This window comes from Desulfobulbus alkaliphilus, assembly GCF_016918545.1.
Taxonomy (GTDB): Bacteria; Desulfobacterota; Desulfobulbia; order Desulfobulbales; family Desulfobulbaceae; genus Desulfobulbus; species Desulfobulbus alkaliphilus.
In genome coordinates this window covers 1-20,857 of sequence record NZ_JAFFQC010000043.1, presented here as the reverse complement: position 1 = coordinate 20,857, position 20,857 = coordinate 1, and the positions used below count along the sequence as shown (strand labels likewise).

Below are 20,857 nucleotides of genomic sequence, written 5' to 3'. Positions count from 1 at the left end.
CTCGGTGATGGATAACTGGGAAAGTGTGGGAGAGTTTTTCATCGGCAATCCTCCATGAATTAAAATGAAGGACCGATTGTAACCGAACTGCATTGCCTCTTCATGGCAGGCTTACCGAAAGGACACAAATAATCAATTGGTCCCCGCGGGCACCAGGATGGATTCAGAAGGGTATGTCATCACCACCGAGACCTGTGAAACCAATATTCCCGGCATTTATGTCATCGGCGACCTACGCCATAAATACGGCAAGCAGATCGTCATTGCCGCTGGCGAAGGGGCCACCGCCGCCCTGGCCGCTGCCCATTTCGTTAACAGTAAAAAAGAAGAAGGAAAAGAGAGCGACTGAAAAGCAGGTTAGAGGGACATTGTTTGCCACCCAGGCATCTGTCAGGCTCCATGGAAAGCGGGACAGAGCCTCATTGACAAGACCATTTGCAAGGGCTATTGTCAGGTCGGTAGGCTGGTTTTTTGGTGGTTGAAAGACAAGTGACAAATGAAAAAACAGCCAGCAATGAAAACGCCCAAAATGAACGGGCCAACAAGAGGCAGGAAAGGTAATGGTAACAACACATCATATTCTTGCGGAGATCAGTGCCGGGGTTTCCGAGTTGAAAAAAACCCCGATGGCAGTTGTAGGGCAGGGAGAAGGTGCGCCTGTCGCGATTTTAAATCGAAACGAACCTGTTTTTTACGCAGTCCCAGCGAAAGCATTCGAAAACATCTGTGATATTCTGGAAGACGTTGAGCTGCAAGCGATCATTGAGAAGAGGAAATCACAGCCTGAAATAAAAGTTAATCTCGATGAGCTATGAGCTGAAATTTAAAGAAGAGGCTTTACAGGAATGGAATAACCTGGATGGATCCATTCGGGAAATATTCAAAAAAGCTCAAGGAACGTCTCACTGATCCCAAAGTTCCAAGCGCAAGGCTCAAGACGATGGGTGATTGTTATAAAATCAAGTTGAGAGGCCCTGGATATCGGTTGGCATATCAAGTCAAAGACAATGAGTTGGTCATAGTGGTCATTGCGGTTGGAAAACGCGATAAAAATCAGGTCTACAAAATTGCCGGCAGTCGGGTGTAACGGCATGAATAATTCTGGATCCGTGAGTGTTGGTCCGCACGCCCCGAAGGGCGGCTGATGAAGGAGAATTGGCAAAAAAATATCAAGCTGTTATATCCTGGGGTCAGTACAATGGATCCGGAACAAGATCCAGCCGTTACTGATTCAAGTGCAAGAGAAAAAGGTGCATGACCTGCAGACTGGAACCGTCAGCCGGCATTGCATTCGCGGATAAGCAGGCTGACGGGCACCGGAGGAGCACTACTCCGTCTGGACAACAGGGGAGGGGTCCCAGGGATTCCTGCTCGTCTCTCCCGATCCAGGTGATTGCACATGGCTCGAGTCCCCTTGCTGCGTCATTCCCTGCGGCGGTGGCGGAGGTGGATCGGTAAACCTCCAGTATACACTCAGCAGGGCAAATGCGGCGGAAACGATTAAAGCAATTTTCATAACTTTTCTATCTCTCATGTGATTTCCCTCGAAAACGATGATCTCCGGCGTTTGGCTCGCCAGTTCAGCTGGTTGGTTCTGTGATTGAAATTATCCTCAACGTCCTTGCAACGCTCTCGAACTACCTCTTTTTCTCTTGTTTTTTCAAAGCCTTGGGGTAGCTGCAGCCCTTGATGACCAAGGCAGGTAAACAGGTCCCTGGATCCGTGAGCGTTCGTTCTTACGGATTCAGGGCAATCATGCACATGGTGCATCCACCCCTCACGCCTAGATCATGCGCTTAACCATGTAAAGACATGACCTGCGATATTGAGCATGATACCGATACTGATCCAGAGCCAGCTCTGCATCCACAGCCCATAAAGGGTGAATACTATACCAATCAAGGCCAGAATACAATGGACTGGATGGGCATGCTCCAGTACCAGCAGTTCCAGCCATGTCGCTTTTTGTCCCTGCCGATACAGCTCAATTTGCCGGTCAGGCCACCCTATGAACTGCCCATGCAAAACCCCGGCTAGGTACGTGATGACGCCCGCGCCAATCCCTACCCAGGCATGCACCCACAGCCCGTAAAACAGCATCACGATACCAGCAAAAGCTAACAGTAAGGCCACTGGATGGGCAACTCCCAGCGTCATTTTTTCGAGGAAAGTCGCCGACTGGCCATCACGGTATTCCTGGATTCTCTTGTTCGCCCATTTCAAGGTTTCATTTCTCCAATCTGTATGTGCCTGGTCAATGGAGGGGAGTGGAGATACCGTGTCTTGCTCAGGTTTTTGCCCTCCACTGAACAGACTTTAACCGCTGCAGCCTGAGATTTAAACCAGATCCTGGATCCATAAGTTTTCGTCCGTGTGTCAACTGTATTGTCTGTGACCGTTCGATCAAAGTAGTCTATATCGGACGGGTACGGGCAACGAAGATGGCGTGCTGACGAACGCCCCAAGGGCGCCTGGTGATGGATATTCTCAAGGATTCCACTGCAATTATAATATAATTACAGCAAGATATAGCCAAAACAAGCGACCATTCGTTACGGATTGAGGATGATATGAGGTGCAATTGAGTCGTGCTGTCGGTTTTTTTGCCAGAGCTGCCACAAGGTATTATTTTAATACTTCAGTTACCACTTGAGCAGGCAGGATCACCCGGATAAAGTCCACCACCTGGACCAAACGTTCAGGAAGGAAGGTGGCCGAAGAGCATTTGGCGGAGATCAACGAGGCCTGCCAGTATTTTATGAAAAGCCAGGTCCAGGGCGGCCTCGTGATGCAACCACAACCCGTGGCGGGCCGGAAACGGAGATCGGCAGTATGAGCTTGTTTACCAGAATAACCACCCACACCGCTTTCGCTCACCTGCGGGACAACCGCAATTTTCTGCTTTTATTGCTCTTTTTTGCCATTTTTCCGCTGGCGGTATCATCGCTGTTCATCTATGTGGCCCAGGCTAATCAGCACTTGTTGACGACCCAGACCATGCAGGCGCTGCTCATTTTTCATCTGGCTGCCATACCGGCCATGGCCCTGGCCTTGACCCCCACCACTTTCATCGCCATCGTCAGCGGTTACTTCTTCTCCTGGTACGGGCTGGCAGGCCTCGTGCTCTCATACCCGTTGTCCGCGCTGCTCGGGCTGAAGTTGGGCGGAGCGGCCAAAAACCTGGTCCTGAGCGACAGCTTTTACCGCAACCCCGACATCCAGCAGTTTCTTGAAAAGATCCGCCAGGATGAGTTCACCATGATCATCTTCGCCCGCCTGTCGCCAGTGCTTCCCTTCGCCATGAGCAACATCGCTCTTTCGGTGCTGAAACTCGGCCTTGTATCCTTTATGCTCGCCACCATGATCGGCATGCTGCCGCGAACCTTCATTTTTTTTATGCTGGGCCGGGATGCCCAGGAAATCTGGGCTTTTGCCCAGAATCCTTCCCTGGAAGGACTGCACCGGCTTATTCCTCTGCTGTTGATCATCATCTCCACCGTTGGCCTGCTGTGGGTCGCCAGAAGGACCCTGGCCCGGATGAACAGCCGGTAGAAAGGGAAAGGCAAGGGGCGGAAGACTGATTATATCCTTATTGCCAGTTCCGTTCGCTGGTACCCCGTGAAACCGGGAAATCTTCACCTTGCATGGCTATGCCCCTTGTCGGTGTTTTCAGCCAAATTTCATCGAAGAATATAAGAAAAAGTTTGGAATGTCCAGTTCCAGCACAATCCTACAAAGCACAGCACCTCTCCCTTTGATATCATTGGAAATATCGTAACCATTCACCAGGATCGAGAGTTTGGCCGTTGCCCCAGGTACTTCCCGTAGGAGCCCCCCGTGGGCGATAAAGCTGCTGAGAAAAAAAACGGGAATTCGCCCACAGGGGTGGGCTCCTACAAGGGGCGGTAACCTATTCAGTACCTGCTCAAGGTTTATCGGGTGAACAGGTACGAAATATCAAGCTCTAGAAAACAATGCGATCGAATCCGCTGGGTGAACTCTTGACCAGTCCTGAAAACCCCTCTATAATTTTTTTATAAGCCGCTTCTTTTTGAATTTTTGATTTTTTTTTGAAAATTCATTTTACAAAAAAAGCCGTACATTTCATTGAAAATGTTGGGTTATGGGCATTTCCCGCGTTAGTTTTTGTTTGATCGCGAGCGGAACGCATCAAGCGCTTGCTCGCTGATTTCCGTCGAGAACACCCGCATCTGAAGGTCATCGTCACCGAAGATGGTCTGAGCGCCAACGCCCTGCATATCAAGTACTTGAAGGCCCATGACTGCCGCTTCATCCTTGCGGCCAAGCCCGGGGATCACGTCTTTCTGTTCAACCTGATCGACAAGGCGGCCGAGCGGGGAGAACTCACGGAACTGATCCTGCCCGACAGCAAGGATGAAGACAAAGTCCACGTTTTTCGTTTCATCAATTCCGTGCCGCTCAACAAGGCCAGTCAGGACGAACTACGGGTCAATTTCCTCGAACACTGGGAGGTCGAGACCAAGGACGGGGAGGTGAAGGTTCGCAACCGCTTCAGTTGGGTCACTGATCTTCAAATCACCCCGGACAACGTCATGGAGATCATGCACTGCGCTCGCGCCCGCTGGCGGATCGAGAATGAGACCTTCAACACCCTCAAGAACCAGAACTACCATCTCGGTCACAACTACGGTCTGGGTAATCAACCAGCAGTATCTTCATGAATGGATTAATTGTAACCAGAATTTATAAATGTTGTAAAATGAACAGGTTGCATAAAAAATACCGGAATAATATCGGGATGAACCTGGTCTGCGCGCTATTCTTATTTTGTTTAAGCGGCTGCATCATGCAGATGCTTTACGGTGATATGCCCGACACCCTGGAGAGCACTCCTGGAATTTATGCTCTTAAAGGGCTGAATTCTCCTTATGACGATTTTAACGCGGCCGCTGTCCCTCCTCCCCTGAAAATGGACGCCTTTATAGTGTTTTCCAGCAATGCTGCTTCACAAGGGCAAAACTATTCTCTGGAAACAGGCCGGCTGCAAATCATCCAGAACCCCTATCCCCGCCGGAGACAAACAACCCCGCCGCCTTTGATCATTGCCGATGAACGAATCGGACCTTTTGCCCTTGTTCCCGAGTCAGCCGGCAATCATCTCGGCCCCACACCACTGGTTTCTTCTTCTATATCAGAGCGCGTTTATGAGGAGACTTTCAGCCATTACCTGACCCTGAGCCTGAATCTGGACAAGGAGCCTCTGCCCTGGAGCGGCCAGGGGCATCTGCCTTCAGGCGGGGTCTGGATGTTTGATTCAGATAGGGAAGGAAAGCGGAACCTGTATTTTCTGGATGAAAATGGCCAGATCAAGCCTTTCTTTGGAAACCTGTCCGGTGCTGATGACGCCTACGCAACGTATGATTTCAAACGCCACGAGCTCTATTTCAGCTCCAACCGCAGCGGCAGTTTTCAGATCTACAGGTATAGAAATACCACGCAAGATACTCGCTTCAGCCGGTGGCTCGGAGACAGTTCTCTGGCTGAAAAAATCGAACCGGCAACGGAATTCAGCGCTCAGGGCAATACCCTGGCTCCATATATTGAGGGCAACCTGCTGGTTTTCGCCTCTGACCGGCCCGGCGGATATGGGGGCTATGATCTGTACGTCTCCCGCCATGAAGACGGCAGATGGCAGAAACCCTTCAATATGCAGAAAATCATGCCCCGGGGTGTGGAACTCAATACGCCAGCCAATGAATTCAGACCGTCGATTATGGCCATGTCCCTGAGGGATTATCACCAGCTCAGGCTGCTGATTTTTTCATCAGACCGTCCAGGTGGAATGGGCGGTTATGATTTGTACCTGACCGCCTTGCCTAAAGTAGACGGGCCCTGATCGACCATCCAGACACTTTCAAGCGGTTGGAATCAAACACCTTTGAGGCAGATCTTGATGTGGGATTCAATATGATTGCCCGAATCCGTGAGCGTTCGTCCGTGCGTCAGTTTCGTTGTCCCCGTGGCCGTTCGATTTAAGTACACTTTATCGGACGGCTACGGGCAATGAAGATGGCGTGCGGACGGATGCTCCGAAGGGTGGCTGGTGAAAGGTACTGTCAAGGGTTCCTCTGTAATTCCAACAAGATTACATGAAGATATAGCCAAAACAAGAGTCGAGCCGTCACGGATTCAGGGATTGGGCAACCAATGATACATCAGCATCATTTTATCCGGGTGCGCTTGAGTGATCGGAAACTAACAAGCTGAATTTTCATATTTTTTTTGGGGGTTGATCAAGAAACGGCCTGCAGACCGAAAACCCGAGCAGGAATGACAGAAAAAAAGTTGACCATGAAATGTGAGGGCTACTGGTCAATTTATACCTAATATTTGAAACTTGAATCATTTGTTCAGGGAACAAGTTCAATGAAAAAAACAATTTTACTAACTATTTTTATAGTTAATTTTGCATATATATGCTCATGGGCAACCAGTATCAGGGTAATGGCTCTGGAAGAATTGGTTATTGAGTCTGATATTATCGTTCTTGCATCATTTCATCAAAAAGAAGAATTGGGAAATATTGCCGATAACAGCGTGAAAGAAATTAAAAATACCATCGAAGTCCTTGAAGTGTACAAGGGTGATATTGCAGTGGGAGATTTCCTTGAAGTTTTTACAACAGATGGCATTGTAGGCGAGGTTTTTTTTCTTCAAGATTCAAATTTTATTATTTTTATAAATGACAAAGGAGTATTTGGCAGATTAAGTGTCGTAAATTTCAATCAAGGGTACTGGCCTTTAAGCGGTTCCAACGAAGTGCTCGGAATGCACTCCAATACTTCCATGGATAAGCTCAAAGAGGTTGTTACCTTGACTTCAGGAGTTCAAATAAACCCGGAAGAACTTGGCATATCCTCTTCGGAAACCCGAAAGGATGATGCAGACCTGGCATTGAGAGAACTTGCGTCACAGGGCAAACTGACAGTACGGGCACCGCGGGCCTGGGATCGTTTACCTGACAGATTCATGCACATGGCATTGGGGTTGAGCCAGCAGGGGGGTGAGATCCAGTCTGCGGATCAGGAAGAAATTGAAAAGCTTGCCGCGGAAACCAGGGCTTCTGAAATCGACTTACTGCGTAACAGTTCGGATGTACTAGAAAAAATTGCCGAATACCTGGGCAGTTTTTCCTCAGGAGCAATTGATGATACAGCCGAAGCTGTACTTGTCAAGAATGATAACGACACTGAAGCAGTGGCTGCAATTCCTCTCACGGTACAGCAGACCCTGGCCCGGGAGCTCTTTAACCAAATAGCAGCCCTGGAAGACTGGGAACTGGAGGAAATGGAAAAGCTGTATCTGAGGTTGATGGAAGAGGCCCCTGATACCGCCCAGGCTCAGGAGAGCTATTGGCGTCTGAGCAACATGTACATGCGGGGATTCAGCCCGGCCAGAAACCACGATGCCATTGCCTTGCTGGAGCGCTATCTTGAACGATATCCGGAATCAACCCTGCTGGATGAGCGCTTTGCCATGTTCACCACACCGGGCATGCCTCTGGTGGAGAAACGTCTCTTAATTCTTTATGAATATGAAAACAAATGGGAAAAGGCCGTGGCCCTTTATGAACGGCTGATCCCTGATCCAGTCCGGGCCGGCCAGGGACTTTTGGAGCACTTCATCGCTTATGGACGGGCCCTGGAAGAGGTCGGCCGTCATGATGACGCAGTGCATGTTTATCTTGCCTATCTCAACCAGGCCGAAAAAACCAGTGAAATTCTTGAGCACTCCGCCCGTTCCAGGCTGAGCGCGCTGGGAGTCGAGATTCCTGTTCCCTCGGTCAAAACCTCCTTTGACAATCTTTTGGTTGCTGTTGAGGCTGGAAATCTGAAGGAAGTCAAAAGACTGATGGCGGAAGGTGCGGATATCGAAGAGAGACAGACCGGATGGGGTCACCAGGATAATTCTCTCCAGATTGCCGTTGATAATGGGCATATTGCAATAGCGGAGTACCTGCTGATCCAGGGCGCGAATCCGAATTCCACGGGCAGGGTAACCTGGAGAGCCCCTATTATACTGGCCGCTGAAAATGATAATGCTGCCATGGCCAGGATACTTATCGAAGCTGGCGCTGATGTCCACGCCAGGGGTCGGGGCATGACGACGGCCCTGCATCTTATGGCTTTTTCCGGCAGCAAGGAACTTGCCGGACTTTTGATGCACAAGGGCATCTCCATTGAGGTGGAAACATCCAATGGACAAAGACCTCTGCATTATGCAGCCTCTGGTGATCAAAAAGGCCTGGCGGAACTGCTGATCAGTTCCGGAGCACAGATTGATGTCAAGGACAACAGGGGCCAGACTCCTCTTCACCTGGCAGTTATTAACAGACACCGCCACCTTGCGGAACTGCTCATCTCTTCCGGGGCAGACGTAAACGCGGTCGCGGATACTGGAAGAACACCTCTGCACTTTGCAACGCAACTGGAGCAGGATGCTGATGCATGGGTGGATATTCTGCTGGCAGCAGGAGCGGATGCTGCCATTGCCGATGGAAACGGCAATTATCCCTTTGATCTTGCTGTTCGGGCCGAAAGTGCGGATATCGCCCGCAAACTCTTTGTAGAGGCCATTGATCTGGAGCAGGACCTGGGCCGGGGCTCAAGACGTCTGCACAGGGCCTCTGCCGGAGGCCAGGAGGCCCTGGTCGAGCTGTTTCTGGACCTGGTGGTCGATGTCAATGCACAGAACCAGAACCAGGAAACACCGCTTCACCTGGCCGCATACAGAGGCAGCCTTGAAGTAGTCTCCAAGCTGCTCGCTGCCGGCGCTGACCCCAACCTGACTGATCGACACGGTACAGCACCGATGCATATCGCCATGGACCGGCACGATCTCCCTCTGTTTCGCTTACTGGTTGACCATGAAGCAGACCCTGACCTTTCGAATCGCAGAGGTCTGACACCCCTTATGCAGACCATGGACTCCGCACAAGCTGAACCGGTGATAGCTTTGGCCATGGCCAAAGTTCTTCTGGATTCAGGGGCGGACCTTTCCATTCAGGACAGTCGGGGCTGGACTCCTGTGCAGGCGGCAGTGTTCTCCGGTCTCAAGGATTTTGTCGCGCTGTTGGATGCCCATGGTGCAGACCTGGAGATAAAAGACCGGCATGACAAGGGCTTGTTGCATATGGCGATTTCCAGAGGGCACCCGGATGTGGTTGAGTATCTGCTGGCCAAAGGTGCAAAAGCCAACGAGACGGACGGAAAAGGCTCTACCCTCCTGCATCTGGCAGCCAGGGTTGGCAATGTGCGGATGGCTGCAAATCTGCTTGATCATGGAGCTGATTTGCGGACAAAGGACAACCGGGGTCGCACGGTGCTCCATGAAGCTGCAGCAGCGGGCAGCTTGGAAATGATCGGATGGCTGCTTGACCAAGGTCTGGATGTCGCTGTCACGGATATGGACGGAAAGACTCCTGTTGAGCTGGCCTTTGAGCACAATCAGTCAGATGTTGTGGCCATATTCACCGAGCAGGGCATGACCGTCTTTGACGACCTGCTGGAAGCGGCCGGTTCTGGAGAAGCAGAAGATGTCCGGAGGCATTTGCTTCGCGGAGCAAATCTGTCTGCAGTGGACTTGGACGGCAATACCGCCCTGCACCTTGCATCAGCAGGTGGATACCTGGATGTGGCCGAAATCCTTGTCGATGCCGGTATCGACGTGAATGCGCGCAATCAATGGCAGGCCTCCCCCCTGCACTATGCAGCAGGTCTTGGTCACCTTGACCTGGTCAAGTTTCTTGTCTCCCGAGAAGCCGATGAAAACGTCCTTGGGGCGAAGCACGCTCTGGACAGCGAAGGCAATACCGCCCTGCATTATGCCGTTGAGCTGGAAGAGGTCGATGCTGCCACTTATTTGCTTCGCCAAGGGGCGGATGCGACTGCCGCCAATAATCTGGGAGAAACCGCCCTGGTCTGGGCGATGATGGAAACCTTCCGCGACTGGAAGGCCAATCAGGATATTCCTGCCAGGTTTCAACAAAAAAATACCTTGACCTTGAGACTGGAACTGATGATCACGTTGCTGGCGCGTGGCGCGGAGGTGAATGTTCATGAACGAGAATACCTGCTGACGCCCATGCATGTGGCCGCCCTGATCAACGACCGATCTTTGGCGGATGCATTGCTGAAAAAAGGATCCGACATTGACGCCCGAGACCACAATGGTTTTACCCCGATGCATCTGGCCGTTTCCGAAGGACACCTGGAACTGGTGGCACACTTGCTGGATTCAGGCGCAAAACTTGAGTTACAGGATAAAGGAGGTTCTTTGCTGGCCAGGGCTGCTGAAAATGGAAACCTTGCCGGAATGGCGTTTCTGCTGGCACATGGTGTGGTTGTCAATGCCCCTGACGATGAAGGTTTTTCTGCCCTGCATAGAGCCTCGATGACAAGAAATGTCCAAGCTGTTGAATTCCTCCTGGCCCAGGGTGCTGATCCGAACCTGAGGGAAACCGATGGTAGAACCCCTCTGCTGCTGGTTGCGGGCAACGAATCGCGCAATGAACAACTGCGGATCGCTGAAAGCCTTATTGCTTATGGGGGCGAGGCTGACTTTAAGACCCTGGAATGGCCCCTGTTGCGGGTCGCTGCCCTCAGGGGCGACATTTCCCAGGTCAAGGCCCTGCTGTCACTGGGGGAGCCCATCGAACCCGGTAAGGAAAAGAGATGGGCCTGGTCCATACTTCATGCTGCGGCCAGGACGGGACATAGTAAGATTGTGAATCTACTCCTGGAACATGGGGCTGATCCGGAGATAAAAAGCCGCGACAGAGAGACTCCCATTGTTTTTGCAGCACTGGCTGGACACGGTGAGGTTGTCGATCTCCTGGTACGGAAAGGCGCTGATGTAGATCCCCTGTATCAGATGCTTGGACGGGTAATTTCGCATCAACCGGACAAAAAGGCCGTCGCTGCTTTGGTGAGCGCTGGAGTGGATCTGAATGCGGAGGTCGGTTGGCGCGGTCCGGCTCTGTTTCAGACCGAAGATCCTGAAATGATCGCATACCTGATCAGTCTCGGGGCGGATGTAAACCGGGTGTCCAGCCGGGGAACCTTGCTGTCCAGAGCGGCAGGGAATGGTGATGCTCCTCTTGTTGCCCTGCTCCTCACCGTGGGCGCTGATCCCGAACTGGCGGATGAACGATGGGGTCGCACCCCTCTGCATGAAGCCGTCGAGAATGGACATAAGGATGTGGCCGTGATGCTCATAGAACATGGGGCAAATATCCAGCCCAGAGACAATGATCAATCTGCCCCGCTGCACTTGGCGGCGAGAACCGGCAACCTGGAACTTGCAACTCTGTTGATCGATCATGGTGCTGATGTCAACGCACGCGACAAGTACGAGCGCACTCCCATGGATCTGGCCCGATTAGAGCGGCATGCCGGCCTCCTCAGGCTGCTCAGGGAGTAAAAAATTCGAATCATGGTGCAAATTGTGCGATCCTACAATCCAGGGAGGCTGCACACCAAGGGGATTGATAAGCTTACCTGGTTGGATAGACGTCACAAACGCCGGCTATTTAAGTGAAGTTGGAAGAGGACGTGGGGATAAATAAAAATGGGGGTAAAGTTTCAATGAAAATTCTCTATATTTTAAAATTTTTCATATTTGTAACCTTGGTATCCTGTCCAGTATTTTCTGAAGAAGGTCCAATCGATGCTGAAACTTTATTTTTGCAGGGGGAGAAATACTTCAAAGCTGAGAATATGGATAGGGCTGGTGATATTTTTTTTAAAGTTTTAGAGATAGATCCAAAACATGTCAGCTCTTTAACCATGATGGGAATCATTTATGGAAGGGCTGGTGATGCTGAGCAGTCTCTTCACTTTTTTCAAAGGGTTTTGGATATTGAACCGGAAAATGCACAGGTTTTGAGATATACCGGGTTAGCATATCATATACTGGGTGAAATTGAAAAGTCGATTGAATCATATAAGCAGGCAGTGCGTATCAGCCCAGAAAATGCCGCCTTTCAGAGAGATCTCGGCATTGCCTACGGCAAAGCCAATCAGTGGGACAAGTCTATTGTGACGTTGCGGCAGGCTGTGAACATTGATCCCGATGTTGTCCAGCACTGGCGTGACCTTGGTTGGGCCTTTCGCAATGCCGGAAAATTGGCGCAAGCTATTGAAGCTTATCAGACCTTCGTACACCTTGAACCGGATGTCGTTGCCATATGGCTTGAATTGGGAGCGTTGCTGTATCGGACGGAGCAGTGGGATGAGGCCGAGGCGGCGTATCGGAAAGCCTTGGAGATTGAGCCGGAAAACCAAGGGGCGTGGGATGGTCTGGCCAAGACGTACATCGCGGATGGAAAGCATAAAGAGGCGCTCTTTGCGTCCCTAAGAGAGCTTGATGTGTCTTCTGAAGGGGAAAAACCGTTATTTCTGAAGTTAGCACTGGCAGAGTCGAGACTCGCGGCGCAATCCATCGAAAATGTACTGTTTAGAGATACAGGTTTAGGTCAGACAGCCGTTTTGTATGCCCAATCCGGCAAATTTTCAGAGGCATATGAAACAACCATGATGATGAAGGACGATGGTTTGCGATTGCGAACCTTGTCCGAAATTGCCCTGAATCTTCATTTTGACGGTCAATCTGATGATGCAATGCGGCAGTTGCATCAATCCATGGAAGAGGCCTTGACCATCACGGATCAGCGGGGCAGGTCCAACGCTTTAGGTGTCATCTCCAGCCACTTTGCCGAGGTTGGTCAGTTCGACGCTGCCATGGCAACTTTGGAAAAGCTTTCGAGAGACCTGCCTTCCAACAAGGTCTGGGCAATGGGGCAAATTGCCCTGAGTTTGTCCAGGTTCGGAGATAATGAGGAAGGCAAGGCCTTGCTGGCCGAAATGCATCGACTTGCCAAGGAGATACCGGAGGATCTGGATGGCGAGAAAAGCAGGGCGCTGGTACATTCCAGCGCCGCGTTTGCGGAATTCAAGCTTTTCGACAAGGCGCTGGATGCTGCCTTGGCCGCGAATAATCAGCGCCAGCGGGACTTGGCCTTGGCTGCGCTGTCTCTTGGACAGGCAAAAGCCGGCCATGTCCATCAGGTGTTGGTAACGATCGACCGTATTGAAACTCCCTCAATCGCCGTCGATGCCCTGGTTGAACTAGGTGGTACACTGGCCAAGGATGGCAACCCGGATTGGGTCGCCCAGGTGCTGGACAGAGCGGTTTCCATCAGCGCAACCATCGCAAACACAATTAATCGGAATGAGTCCATCTGGACAATTGCCGTCCAGTACTCCAAGGCTGGCCATGTGGACGCAGCGCGGGACTTGGCCTTGAAGATTGATCATCCATTCTCCAGGGCCGCGACGATGGCAGGTGTTGCCGTGGGGTTTGCCAAGAAAGGGGACGTGGAGACCAGCGATCGTTTGTTCACCGAGGCCGGCAAGTTGGTAGCGGAGGCGGATGGCGGGATTCTCGATCTCAACCGAGAAAAGGCATTGGAAATTATCGCGATTCACTTTGCCGAAGCTGGTCAGTACTGGCATGCATATCAGACCGCAGAACGTATTGAGAGTCTACACGGCAGGTCCATGGCTTTGGAAGCCATCGCGACGCTTCACGCTGAAGCCGGAGAGTACGCCAGAGCCCTTGTCACGGCGATGACCATCAACGAGGCCTTTCGCAAGACGCTGACACTGAACACGATTGCCGACTTACTCATTGCCGACATGCTTCCAATCGTTGCATGCGATCACATATTGGATCAAGCTCCAACTGTGGGGTCGAACCCACGGCAGGAACAGAAGGATCTGGAAGGCGATGACCGATTGATAGTCCATGTCTTGCGGGCCTGGGGCGTCCTGCCGGAACGGTTTTTAGCTCCGGTTTTTGCCCTTCGAGACTCGAGTCGTGACATTTGGGAGGCGAATTTGGAGCAAGTAAAAGCCATGAGCAAGGAAGCAACTTTGTTTCCAGAAAAGTGGGGGGAGGAACGAGTTGCGTTGCTTCAGGAACTAGCGAATTATATGGAGCACCGAGCATATTTACAGCCTGACATCGCCCAGGAAAACGGCAAGACCCTCCCCGGCAAATCATCGAAGTACACTGAGCCGCTTGGCGTGCAGCAGTATACGGCGTCAGTCGACCTGGCTCCCGAAAATCAGTTGGAACATTTTGAAGAAGAACACTCCGCGGAATACGCGCAATATAAGCAGCAAGCCCTTGATCGCGAACAGGCTGAACATATGGCGATGCGGACCATGAACATATTCCTGAACGCTTTGCGTGAAAAGGATCTGACGTCATTTTGGGAGGATCTGAGCACTCAGGGTCAACTGGAATCTACCGTTTTTCAAATGAATTTGGACTTCGCTTTTCTGATGAAGCACGTTGAGCAGGGAGTAGACTGGGAAAATAACATACCGGAATTAGACTGGCCACCAATCTCTTTAAGGGACATGTTCGATGATCTTGGAAATGGTGAGGATGATCAGATTATCATTAGTGGACACTATCCTCTTGCTGATCAGGTATTATTTTTTTCCATATTTTATCTTCTTGAAGATGGAGAATGGAGGAACGCCGCGCTTTCGGTCGATTTATTTAAGAATTTTCCTGTTTGGATGACAAAGCACCTCGATAATCCCGACGAGGCCATTGCAACATTGCGCGAATCTCTTTCCCTGGCTTTTGAACAGTTACCGCGGGATATCCCCATGGTCATCGCCAATATGATGCAGTTGGGAATGACCTACGCCATGCTTGAGAAATACGATCATGTTTTGCCCATATATATGCGCGCCTTGGTAATGAGTGAAGCCTATTTTGGGCTGGCGCATTCCAAAATCAACGAATTGCTGTATGCGCTGATGTCCTTGTACATGCTTGAGGGGAACTGGGAGGAGGGGAGAAAATATGATGCCTGGGCCAAAGTCGTCGACCAAGCCCGCCAGGGCGATGAGGACGCGATGCAACGTCTGTTCTCCGATCCTGACATTCTTCACTTGCGCTCCCGGGCCGCCGAGTTCGACCTGCAAAGAGAGTTGACTGATACGGTGATTTCGGACGAAAAATAATCCGGCATTTCTTGTTCAGCAGGGATCGGGGATATTCAACTTAGGAGGGTTGATATGCGGTTAAATAACAATGAAAAATTCTTTTTTCTCTCCATGATCAGGTTTTTTCTTTCAATGGTCATGATATTGATATTCGGTGCCTCCTTTCAGGGAACAGCCTTTTCCTCGGTGCAGGATTTTCTGAGTATCAAAAATATTCACGAATCAAATGTCATCAGTTCCAACCTGTCCCTGGATGGCGATATGCGTATGGAAGGGGATGTTCTCTTTTCCGGAGGTACACTCAACCTCAACGGGCATTCTCTTTTTATCACCGGGAATTTGTTCCACTCCGGCGGGACCATGAACACGGGGGGAGGGGCTTTGGAGATAAAGGGGGAATACCGCATTCAGGGACTGCCTGAGAAAGACGGGGCTGAATACACGGACAGCCAGGGCATCCTGAGCATGATCGATGATCAGGATACTGTTCTGGTGCACGGGGATTTCATCACCCAGTCCAGGCACAGCCACAGCAACCGCCTGACCAAGGGGACGCTGGAGGTAAGGGGCGATTTTATCCAGAAGACCGGTCACGCCCATAATTTCAACACCACTGGCACGCACAGGGTGGTTCTCGCCGGGCAAAAGAAACAGGATGTGTCCTTTGCCAGCCCGGCCCAGTCGGGATTTGCATTCTGCAGTCTCCGCAACGATCAGGTATATTTTTCCACCTCCATCAGGGGCTGGAAGCTGGAAGAGGACGCGGTAATAAACGTCACCCAGGGGGCAGTCTTCAAAGGCTTTACCGGGACCATGGACCTGAACGGGAAAAAACTGGTCATCAGGCAAGGCTTTACCCCGGAACATGCCCACACCCTGAACCTCACGGGCGGAGAGTTGATCATTGGCGGCGACTTCATGCAGCCCTTGGGGACCGTGAACGTCACCTCCGGGACACTGGAGGTCCAGGGCGATTACCGCATTCAGGGACTGCCTGAGAAAGACGGGGCTGAATACACGGACAGCCAGGGCATCCTGAGCATGATCGATGATCAGGATACTGTTCTGGTGCACGGGGATTTCATCACCCAGTCCAGGCACAGCCACAGCAATCGCCTGACCAAGGGGACGCTGGAGGTAAGGGGCGATTTTATCCAGAAGACCGGTCACGCCTACAACTTCAACGCCACTGGCACGCACAAGGTGGTTCTGGGTGGACAACAGAAACAGAACGTGTCTTTTTCAAGTCCTGCCCAGTCGGGATTCCAGACAGTGATCTTGGTCAATGACCAGGACAACAAAATTGTGTTTCCTCAGGATTTCCGGGTTCGAAGCACGGTCCTAGCCACCCGCACCCTGGATCACCTGCAAATGGCTGTCGGGGAAACAGCTGACATCCAGGCAAGTATTAATTTTCCTGGCCATCAGGTCACCTGGAAATCCTTCAAACCTGAGATTGCTCAGGTCAGCAGTTCCGGAAGCGTCAAGGGAGAAAACGAGGGGAAAGCCAGGATCAAGACTTCCAGCTTAACTGATCCGGATCTTTTTCTCTATACCTGGGTAGAAGTGGTGCATGACCCAATAGCGCCTGATCTGGCCGAGGTTCCTGGAGAGCATGTTCACGTTGGCGAACTGGAAGGCATGGACAGGATCACTATACGTGCCCTGCGGGGCTGGAGCAATCTTCCGCCCAAGTTTGACCGCCTGGCCCTGGATCTGCGAGGAAAAGGAATTGACATCCTGGGTTACGACCTGAGTCAGATTCAGGACCTGGCCAACCAGGCCAAGGAACCAGACTCTCCCCTGCAGGCTCAAGGAGCGGACCTGAAAGAATTGGCTGAACTCATGGCCGAGTTTGATTTCCAGAAGGAGATAGAGTTATCCGGACTTCATACTGTAGAAGAGACCGAATCTGAGAAGCCTGGAGCCATTACTACAGGAGAAGTGGGAAAAAAAGGAAAAGATCGAATTAAATTTGTAGATTACCAGGAAGTATTCCTTGATTTTAGAGCTGTTGGAGAGTTTGTAGAAACTGTCAATGACCAGGTCAGTAATGTTAATGTTGATAATATACATATTGTCAGGATGCCAATAAAATGGAAAGACTCAGTTTTTTATGGAAGTGAAGCATCCCAAACAATAGAAAGAAAAATTTCCGGTACAATCAAAAACAGTCCTTTGTATAGCGATAATTTTAAGCTTATTTCAATGGATTATTACTATATTTCTCACAGGGATAATATCAAAACCACAAAGAGACTTCAAATAAAGGACCTGCCTTTTACTACTACTACTACAGATTGGAGACAAAAAAATCAGTCACAAATTCTTGCTGTCATCGATCATGCATATTTTGATAAGTATCCAGATCTAACAAGATTTTTTAAATTTTATGAATACCTTCGTCACAAGGAAGATGATGAGGGTGTTGCTCAGACGACGCAACGTCAATTAAATAAAATATTGTATGGAGATATGTTGGATACCGAACACTATACTGGATTTCCATATAGGTTCGCCCTGACTTTCAGAGAATATTATTAATTTTTATCCAAAGCGGGTTTAACCATTCAAGGATTCTCAATGGTGGCTCCTTCACACTTAGCGCTTGACCTGAAGTGTAAAAGCAATTCGCGGTATCAGCTTTCTGAGATTTTCATCCTAAGCCCAATGAGGCACAGTTGAGGCCAGGACATAATCTAGAGAGACAATAACTTTGACAGTTTCAGGAAGATAGGCAATTTCGCTTGCACGCCAAGGTTCTGAAAAAAACACATCGAGATTCTGAACAGATATCAAGAACAAAGTGCAACATTCCCAAATGACCTTACTTCTGGGGTCTTTAAGAAAAAGGGAGGAGGACAGATGAGAAAACTGATTATCATATGTATGGCTGTTTTATCTCTTATTTTTTTATTGAGTTTCATTGCCGTGGCGGACGAGACTGCGGCAAGGACGGCAGAACAAGCCTTGCAAAATGCAAAGAAGCAGGTGACGGATGAGTTTAGCAAACTAAATAAGCAAATTGAGCAGTGGGATAGACTGGCAAAGCTACTGAATGCCGTGAGCAGAGAGGAGCTGGCTGATATCCCCGAGGGCGACGAGTTGATATCGCTCGCTGCCCGGGCCGGCCTAGAGCTCTCAGGATTGTCGAACCGCGAGATCGTAGGCGCCTTCAGAGAGTTGAAGGATGAATTGGATAAAGAAGGCTTCTTCGAAGCACTTGAACAGGCAAAGGGGGCGGCACGCACAGTTAAAGCACAGATGGACAGGGTCAATACTGCTGTAGAGTTCTATGAAGTTGTCATGCTATTCGAGCCGGAAACCGGCGGGCCAGCGGACGCTTTTGACAGGTTCACTAAGGTCATTGATGGCCCGGTGAGCAAAATGGCTCAGAAAATTCCGGGGATTGGGGGCATGTTCAAATTCTACGCCGAATCCTGTAAGGAAATAGGAACAGCATTCCACAGATTGGAAAGGACACTGGCCATTAACCGGCCCGCCCTGTGCGGGTCCAACTCCCCGGAGTGGAGGATCTACCGCGACCAGTACTACCCGGATGAGGGCTGTCCCCCGTATCTGCGTAACTGGTCCGGAGCCCTTCATCCCATCCGCGCCTACGACGAGGCTGAGGGGCATGGTAACGTATTCCTTTATCTCAATGACAGCGCCCTGGGACATACCTTGATGGACAGGCGGGCGTTTAACATTCTCCACCGGGCTTATCGAGTACTCCGCGAGGAGGGGCGTGTTTATTACGTGGACCCGGGTCGGCTCGAGCAGGCCGTCACCCCCGAACGTTTTATGCAGATCGCTGAAGGCCATGTCCGACGACAGGTAGATGAGATCATCACTCGCGATGAGCAATTTGAGAGATGGTTCAAGAGGCTTGGCCGCCCTTGTTTTGCAACTCTTTTGCAATACGAAGGCAAGATGGACGAAGACAGAATCATTGCCGGGGAGGGTTTTAGATATTTTTGGTCACATGCTCAATCAACCGGCCAGAAATACCTTGATGAATTCAAGGCACTTTGCCTTTTTTACGGGCCGTTCCAAAGCCACATGAACTCCCTGATGAGCAGTCTCGGTGACCAGGGGTTGATCGGCGGATACATTCAGGCCAAGGACGGAAAGCCACTGAAAGATCTCAAGGTGACAGTAGGCGGGTTGTCTCCTGACCGTATTATTTCAGACAGCACCGGAAAGCGCTACCACTATTTTCACCGCGGGAAAGTGAACCAGGAGGTCCAGGTTGTGGTCAGAGCACGGGGTTATGAAGAAGCCAATTTTACCTTCACACCAAAAAGAGGGGGCGCGAAATGGGAGTATGCCGGGGATTGCTTCACCAGGCGTAATGTTACTCTGAATATTGCAGATGAGACACATGTTCCAGCAGTTATTGGAATGAACCAACCCGCAGCCAAAAAAACCATTGATCAAACCGGACTTGTGGCTGCGGTAACCACCGCCAATCACGATACAATGCCGGCCGGTCAGGTTATCAGCCAGGAGCCTTCGGCAGGAGAAGTTGTGGAAACCGGCAGTGTTGTGGCCATCAAGGTTTCTCTGGGGCCAGAATTGTTTGATGATTTCGGCAAGACAGCTGTGAACCAGTGCGAAGCTTACTGTAAACCACGGGGTAATGACGTAGAATACGAAAATTGCATGAATGATTGTTTGCGTAGTGTTTGGGACCCGAGTGCTGACCCAACTGATGACAAATGTCCACTCGGTGGTAAATGGGGCAGATGGCCAGGCGGAACTGGTTACTGCTGCCTTACTTATGTTATAGCTTTGAGGGGTGGCATATATTGGGATGGTAAACCCTGGCGTATGCCTTGTTGCGTTAATCAAGAAACAGGATCGTTAGGAGAAAGTTGCATCAGGGCCATGACCCCCGCTGACTAGAGAAACACTGAACAAAAAGGGCAATCTCGTGGCTCCGGGTGTCGAAACCACGTTCGGGCGCCGAAGCGTCGCCAGAACCGGTATTTTCGGCCCATTTTGGTCCGGTTTTGATCTTCGCGAACGTGATCGCCCGAGTTCGACAGCTAATGGCGTAAGTGTCTGTTTTATATGGATCGTCTAACTCTTCGATTTTACTGACTACTGACTACTAGCCACTGACTACTGCGACTGGAAATAAGACTTTTTACAGTCGCATCACAGCAGGGAAGCTATGGAATTATTAAGCCACATATACAGGTTTAACCCGGTTGTAAAGATTCTTTATACTTTGTTCCCTTTCTCTTCTCAAATATCAGTGGGCGCTCTGATCTGCATCTTCGCCTTCATTATTCCTCAAAATGCCTATTCCGGGACAGAAGATGCTCAAGCCAAACCCATCATAGCAGTTGCATCAGATGGTCAAGACACAACCCATGTCCTCACCTCGGAGCCGGGGGGAATTTACATTTCCAGGGATGCAGGTCAAAGCTGGTACAGACCTGAAGGCGGTCTTCCCGAATCCCGGCATTTCTCACTTACCCGTTCCAAAGACCACCGTTTTTTTATTACTTCCTACGAGGGTGTTTTCTCATCGGGTGATCAGGGCAGATCATGGAACCGCCTGAGTGAGGGCAGAAATATCAGCCGTTTTTACTGCACTATGTCCGAAACCTGTTTCTCTGTTCACTGGACCAGAGGACTGCGCTGGAGTACTTCCAAAGATGAGCAGGACGTACCAAGTCAAGGTGATGGAGTACGTTCGCTGACAACCCAGATTGTTGAAACTGAAGATGGCAAACTGTGGGCCTCGACACTGGGGGAGGGGGTCATTTATTCCAGGG

Annotated in this window: 12 protein-coding genes and 1 pseudogene; 11 read left to right on the top strand and 2 right to left on the bottom strand. The window is 50.5% G+C overall.

The features are described 5' to 3' along the window. Window positions 1-136: 136 nt before the first annotated feature. From JWG43_RS15865 to JWG43_RS15855, 3 genes and pseudogenes are all read left to right on the top strand, one after another. Window positions 137-349 (top strand): FAD-dependent oxidoreductase, encoded by a 213-nt coding sequence (locus JWG43_RS15865; RefSeq protein ID WP_275888484.1) that lies wholly within the window; start codon window positions 137-139, stop codon window positions 347-349. A gap of 211 nt (window positions 350-560) precedes the next feature. Beyond that, complete coding sequence (locus tag JWG43_RS15860) at window positions 561-815, top strand: type II toxin-antitoxin system Phd/YefM family antitoxin (RefSeq protein ID WP_205243925.1); 255 nt, start codon at window positions 561-563, stop codon at window positions 813-815. Beyond that, a pseudogene (locus tag JWG43_RS15855) lies at window positions 805-1,087 on the top strand (type II toxin-antitoxin system RelE family toxin). The gene JWG43_RS15860 and the pseudogene JWG43_RS15855 overlap by 11 nt, the downstream one beginning before the upstream one ends. 701 nt (window positions 1,088-1,788) lie before the next feature. Here the strand turns inward: JWG43_RS15855 and JWG43_RS15850 are convergent. Beyond that, window positions 1,789-2,223, bottom strand: coding sequence for a hypothetical protein (locus tag JWG43_RS15850; RefSeq protein WP_205243924.1), 435 nt, complete (start codon window positions 2,221-2,223; stop codon window positions 1,789-1,791). 609 nt (window positions 2,224-2,832) lie between these two features. Between JWG43_RS15850 and JWG43_RS15845 the strand changes: the two genes are divergently transcribed. The 5 genes from JWG43_RS15845 (at window position 2,833) to JWG43_RS15825 (ending at window position 15,086) form a co-directional block, all read left to right on the top strand. After that, on the top strand, window positions 2,833-3,552 hold the full coding sequence (locus tag JWG43_RS15845; protein WP_205243923.1) for a TVP38/TMEM64 family protein: 720 nt from the start codon (window positions 2,833-2,835) through the stop codon (window positions 3,550-3,552). A 626-nt stretch (window positions 3,553-4,178) separates the two neighbouring features. Continuing rightward, window positions 4,179-4,703 (top strand): hypothetical protein, encoded by a 525-nt coding sequence (locus JWG43_RS15840; RefSeq protein WP_205243922.1) that lies wholly within the window; start codon window positions 4,179-4,181, stop codon window positions 4,701-4,703. Between the two features lie 125 nt (window positions 4,704-4,828). After that, window positions 4,829-5,878: a TolB-like translocation protein gene (locus tag JWG43_RS15835; protein ID WP_205243921.1), complete on the top strand. Its 1,050-nt coding sequence runs from the start codon at window positions 4,829-4,831 to the stop codon at window positions 5,876-5,878. Window positions 5,879-6,810: 932 nt separating this feature from the next. Continuing rightward, window positions 6,811-11,463 (top strand): ankyrin repeat domain-containing protein, encoded by a 4,653-nt coding sequence (locus JWG43_RS15830; protein ID WP_205243920.1) that lies wholly within the window; start codon window positions 6,811-6,813, stop codon window positions 11,461-11,463. A 164-nt stretch (window positions 11,464-11,627) separates the two neighbouring features. Further along, a complete protein-coding gene (locus tag JWG43_RS15825) occupies window positions 11,628-15,086 on the top strand; it encodes a tetratricopeptide repeat protein (RefSeq protein WP_205243919.1) in 3,459 nt (1,152 codons plus the stop codon). Between the two features lie 204 nt (window positions 15,087-15,290). Here JWG43_RS15825 and JWG43_RS15820 read toward each other — a convergent pair whose 3' ends face one another. After that, window positions 15,291-16,142, bottom strand: coding sequence for a hypothetical protein (locus JWG43_RS15820; protein WP_205243918.1), 852 nt, complete (start codon window positions 16,140-16,142; stop codon window positions 15,291-15,293). Here JWG43_RS15820 and JWG43_RS15815 point away from each other — a divergent pair. The 3 genes from JWG43_RS15815 to JWG43_RS15805 form a co-directional block, all read left to right on the top strand. Beyond that, window positions 16,110-17,612 carry an Ig-like domain-containing protein gene (locus JWG43_RS15815; RefSeq protein WP_205243917.1) on the top strand — a complete coding sequence of 501 codons (1,503 nt, stop codon included), beginning with the start codon at window positions 16,110-16,112 and terminating at the stop codon, window positions 17,610-17,612. The two genes, JWG43_RS15820 and JWG43_RS15815, sit on opposite strands and share 33 nt — an antisense overlap. 321 nt (window positions 17,613-17,933) lie before the next feature. Beyond that, window positions 17,934-19,976, top strand: a complete 2,043-nt coding sequence (locus JWG43_RS15810) for a PASTA domain-containing protein (protein WP_205243916.1) — start codon at window positions 17,934-17,936, stop codon at window positions 19,974-19,976. Window positions 19,977-20,247: 271 nt separating this feature from the next. Then, the coding region (locus tag JWG43_RS15805) for a beta propeller repeat protein (RefSeq protein ID WP_205243915.1) at window positions 20,248-20,857 on the top strand (610 nt) is incomplete at its 3' end.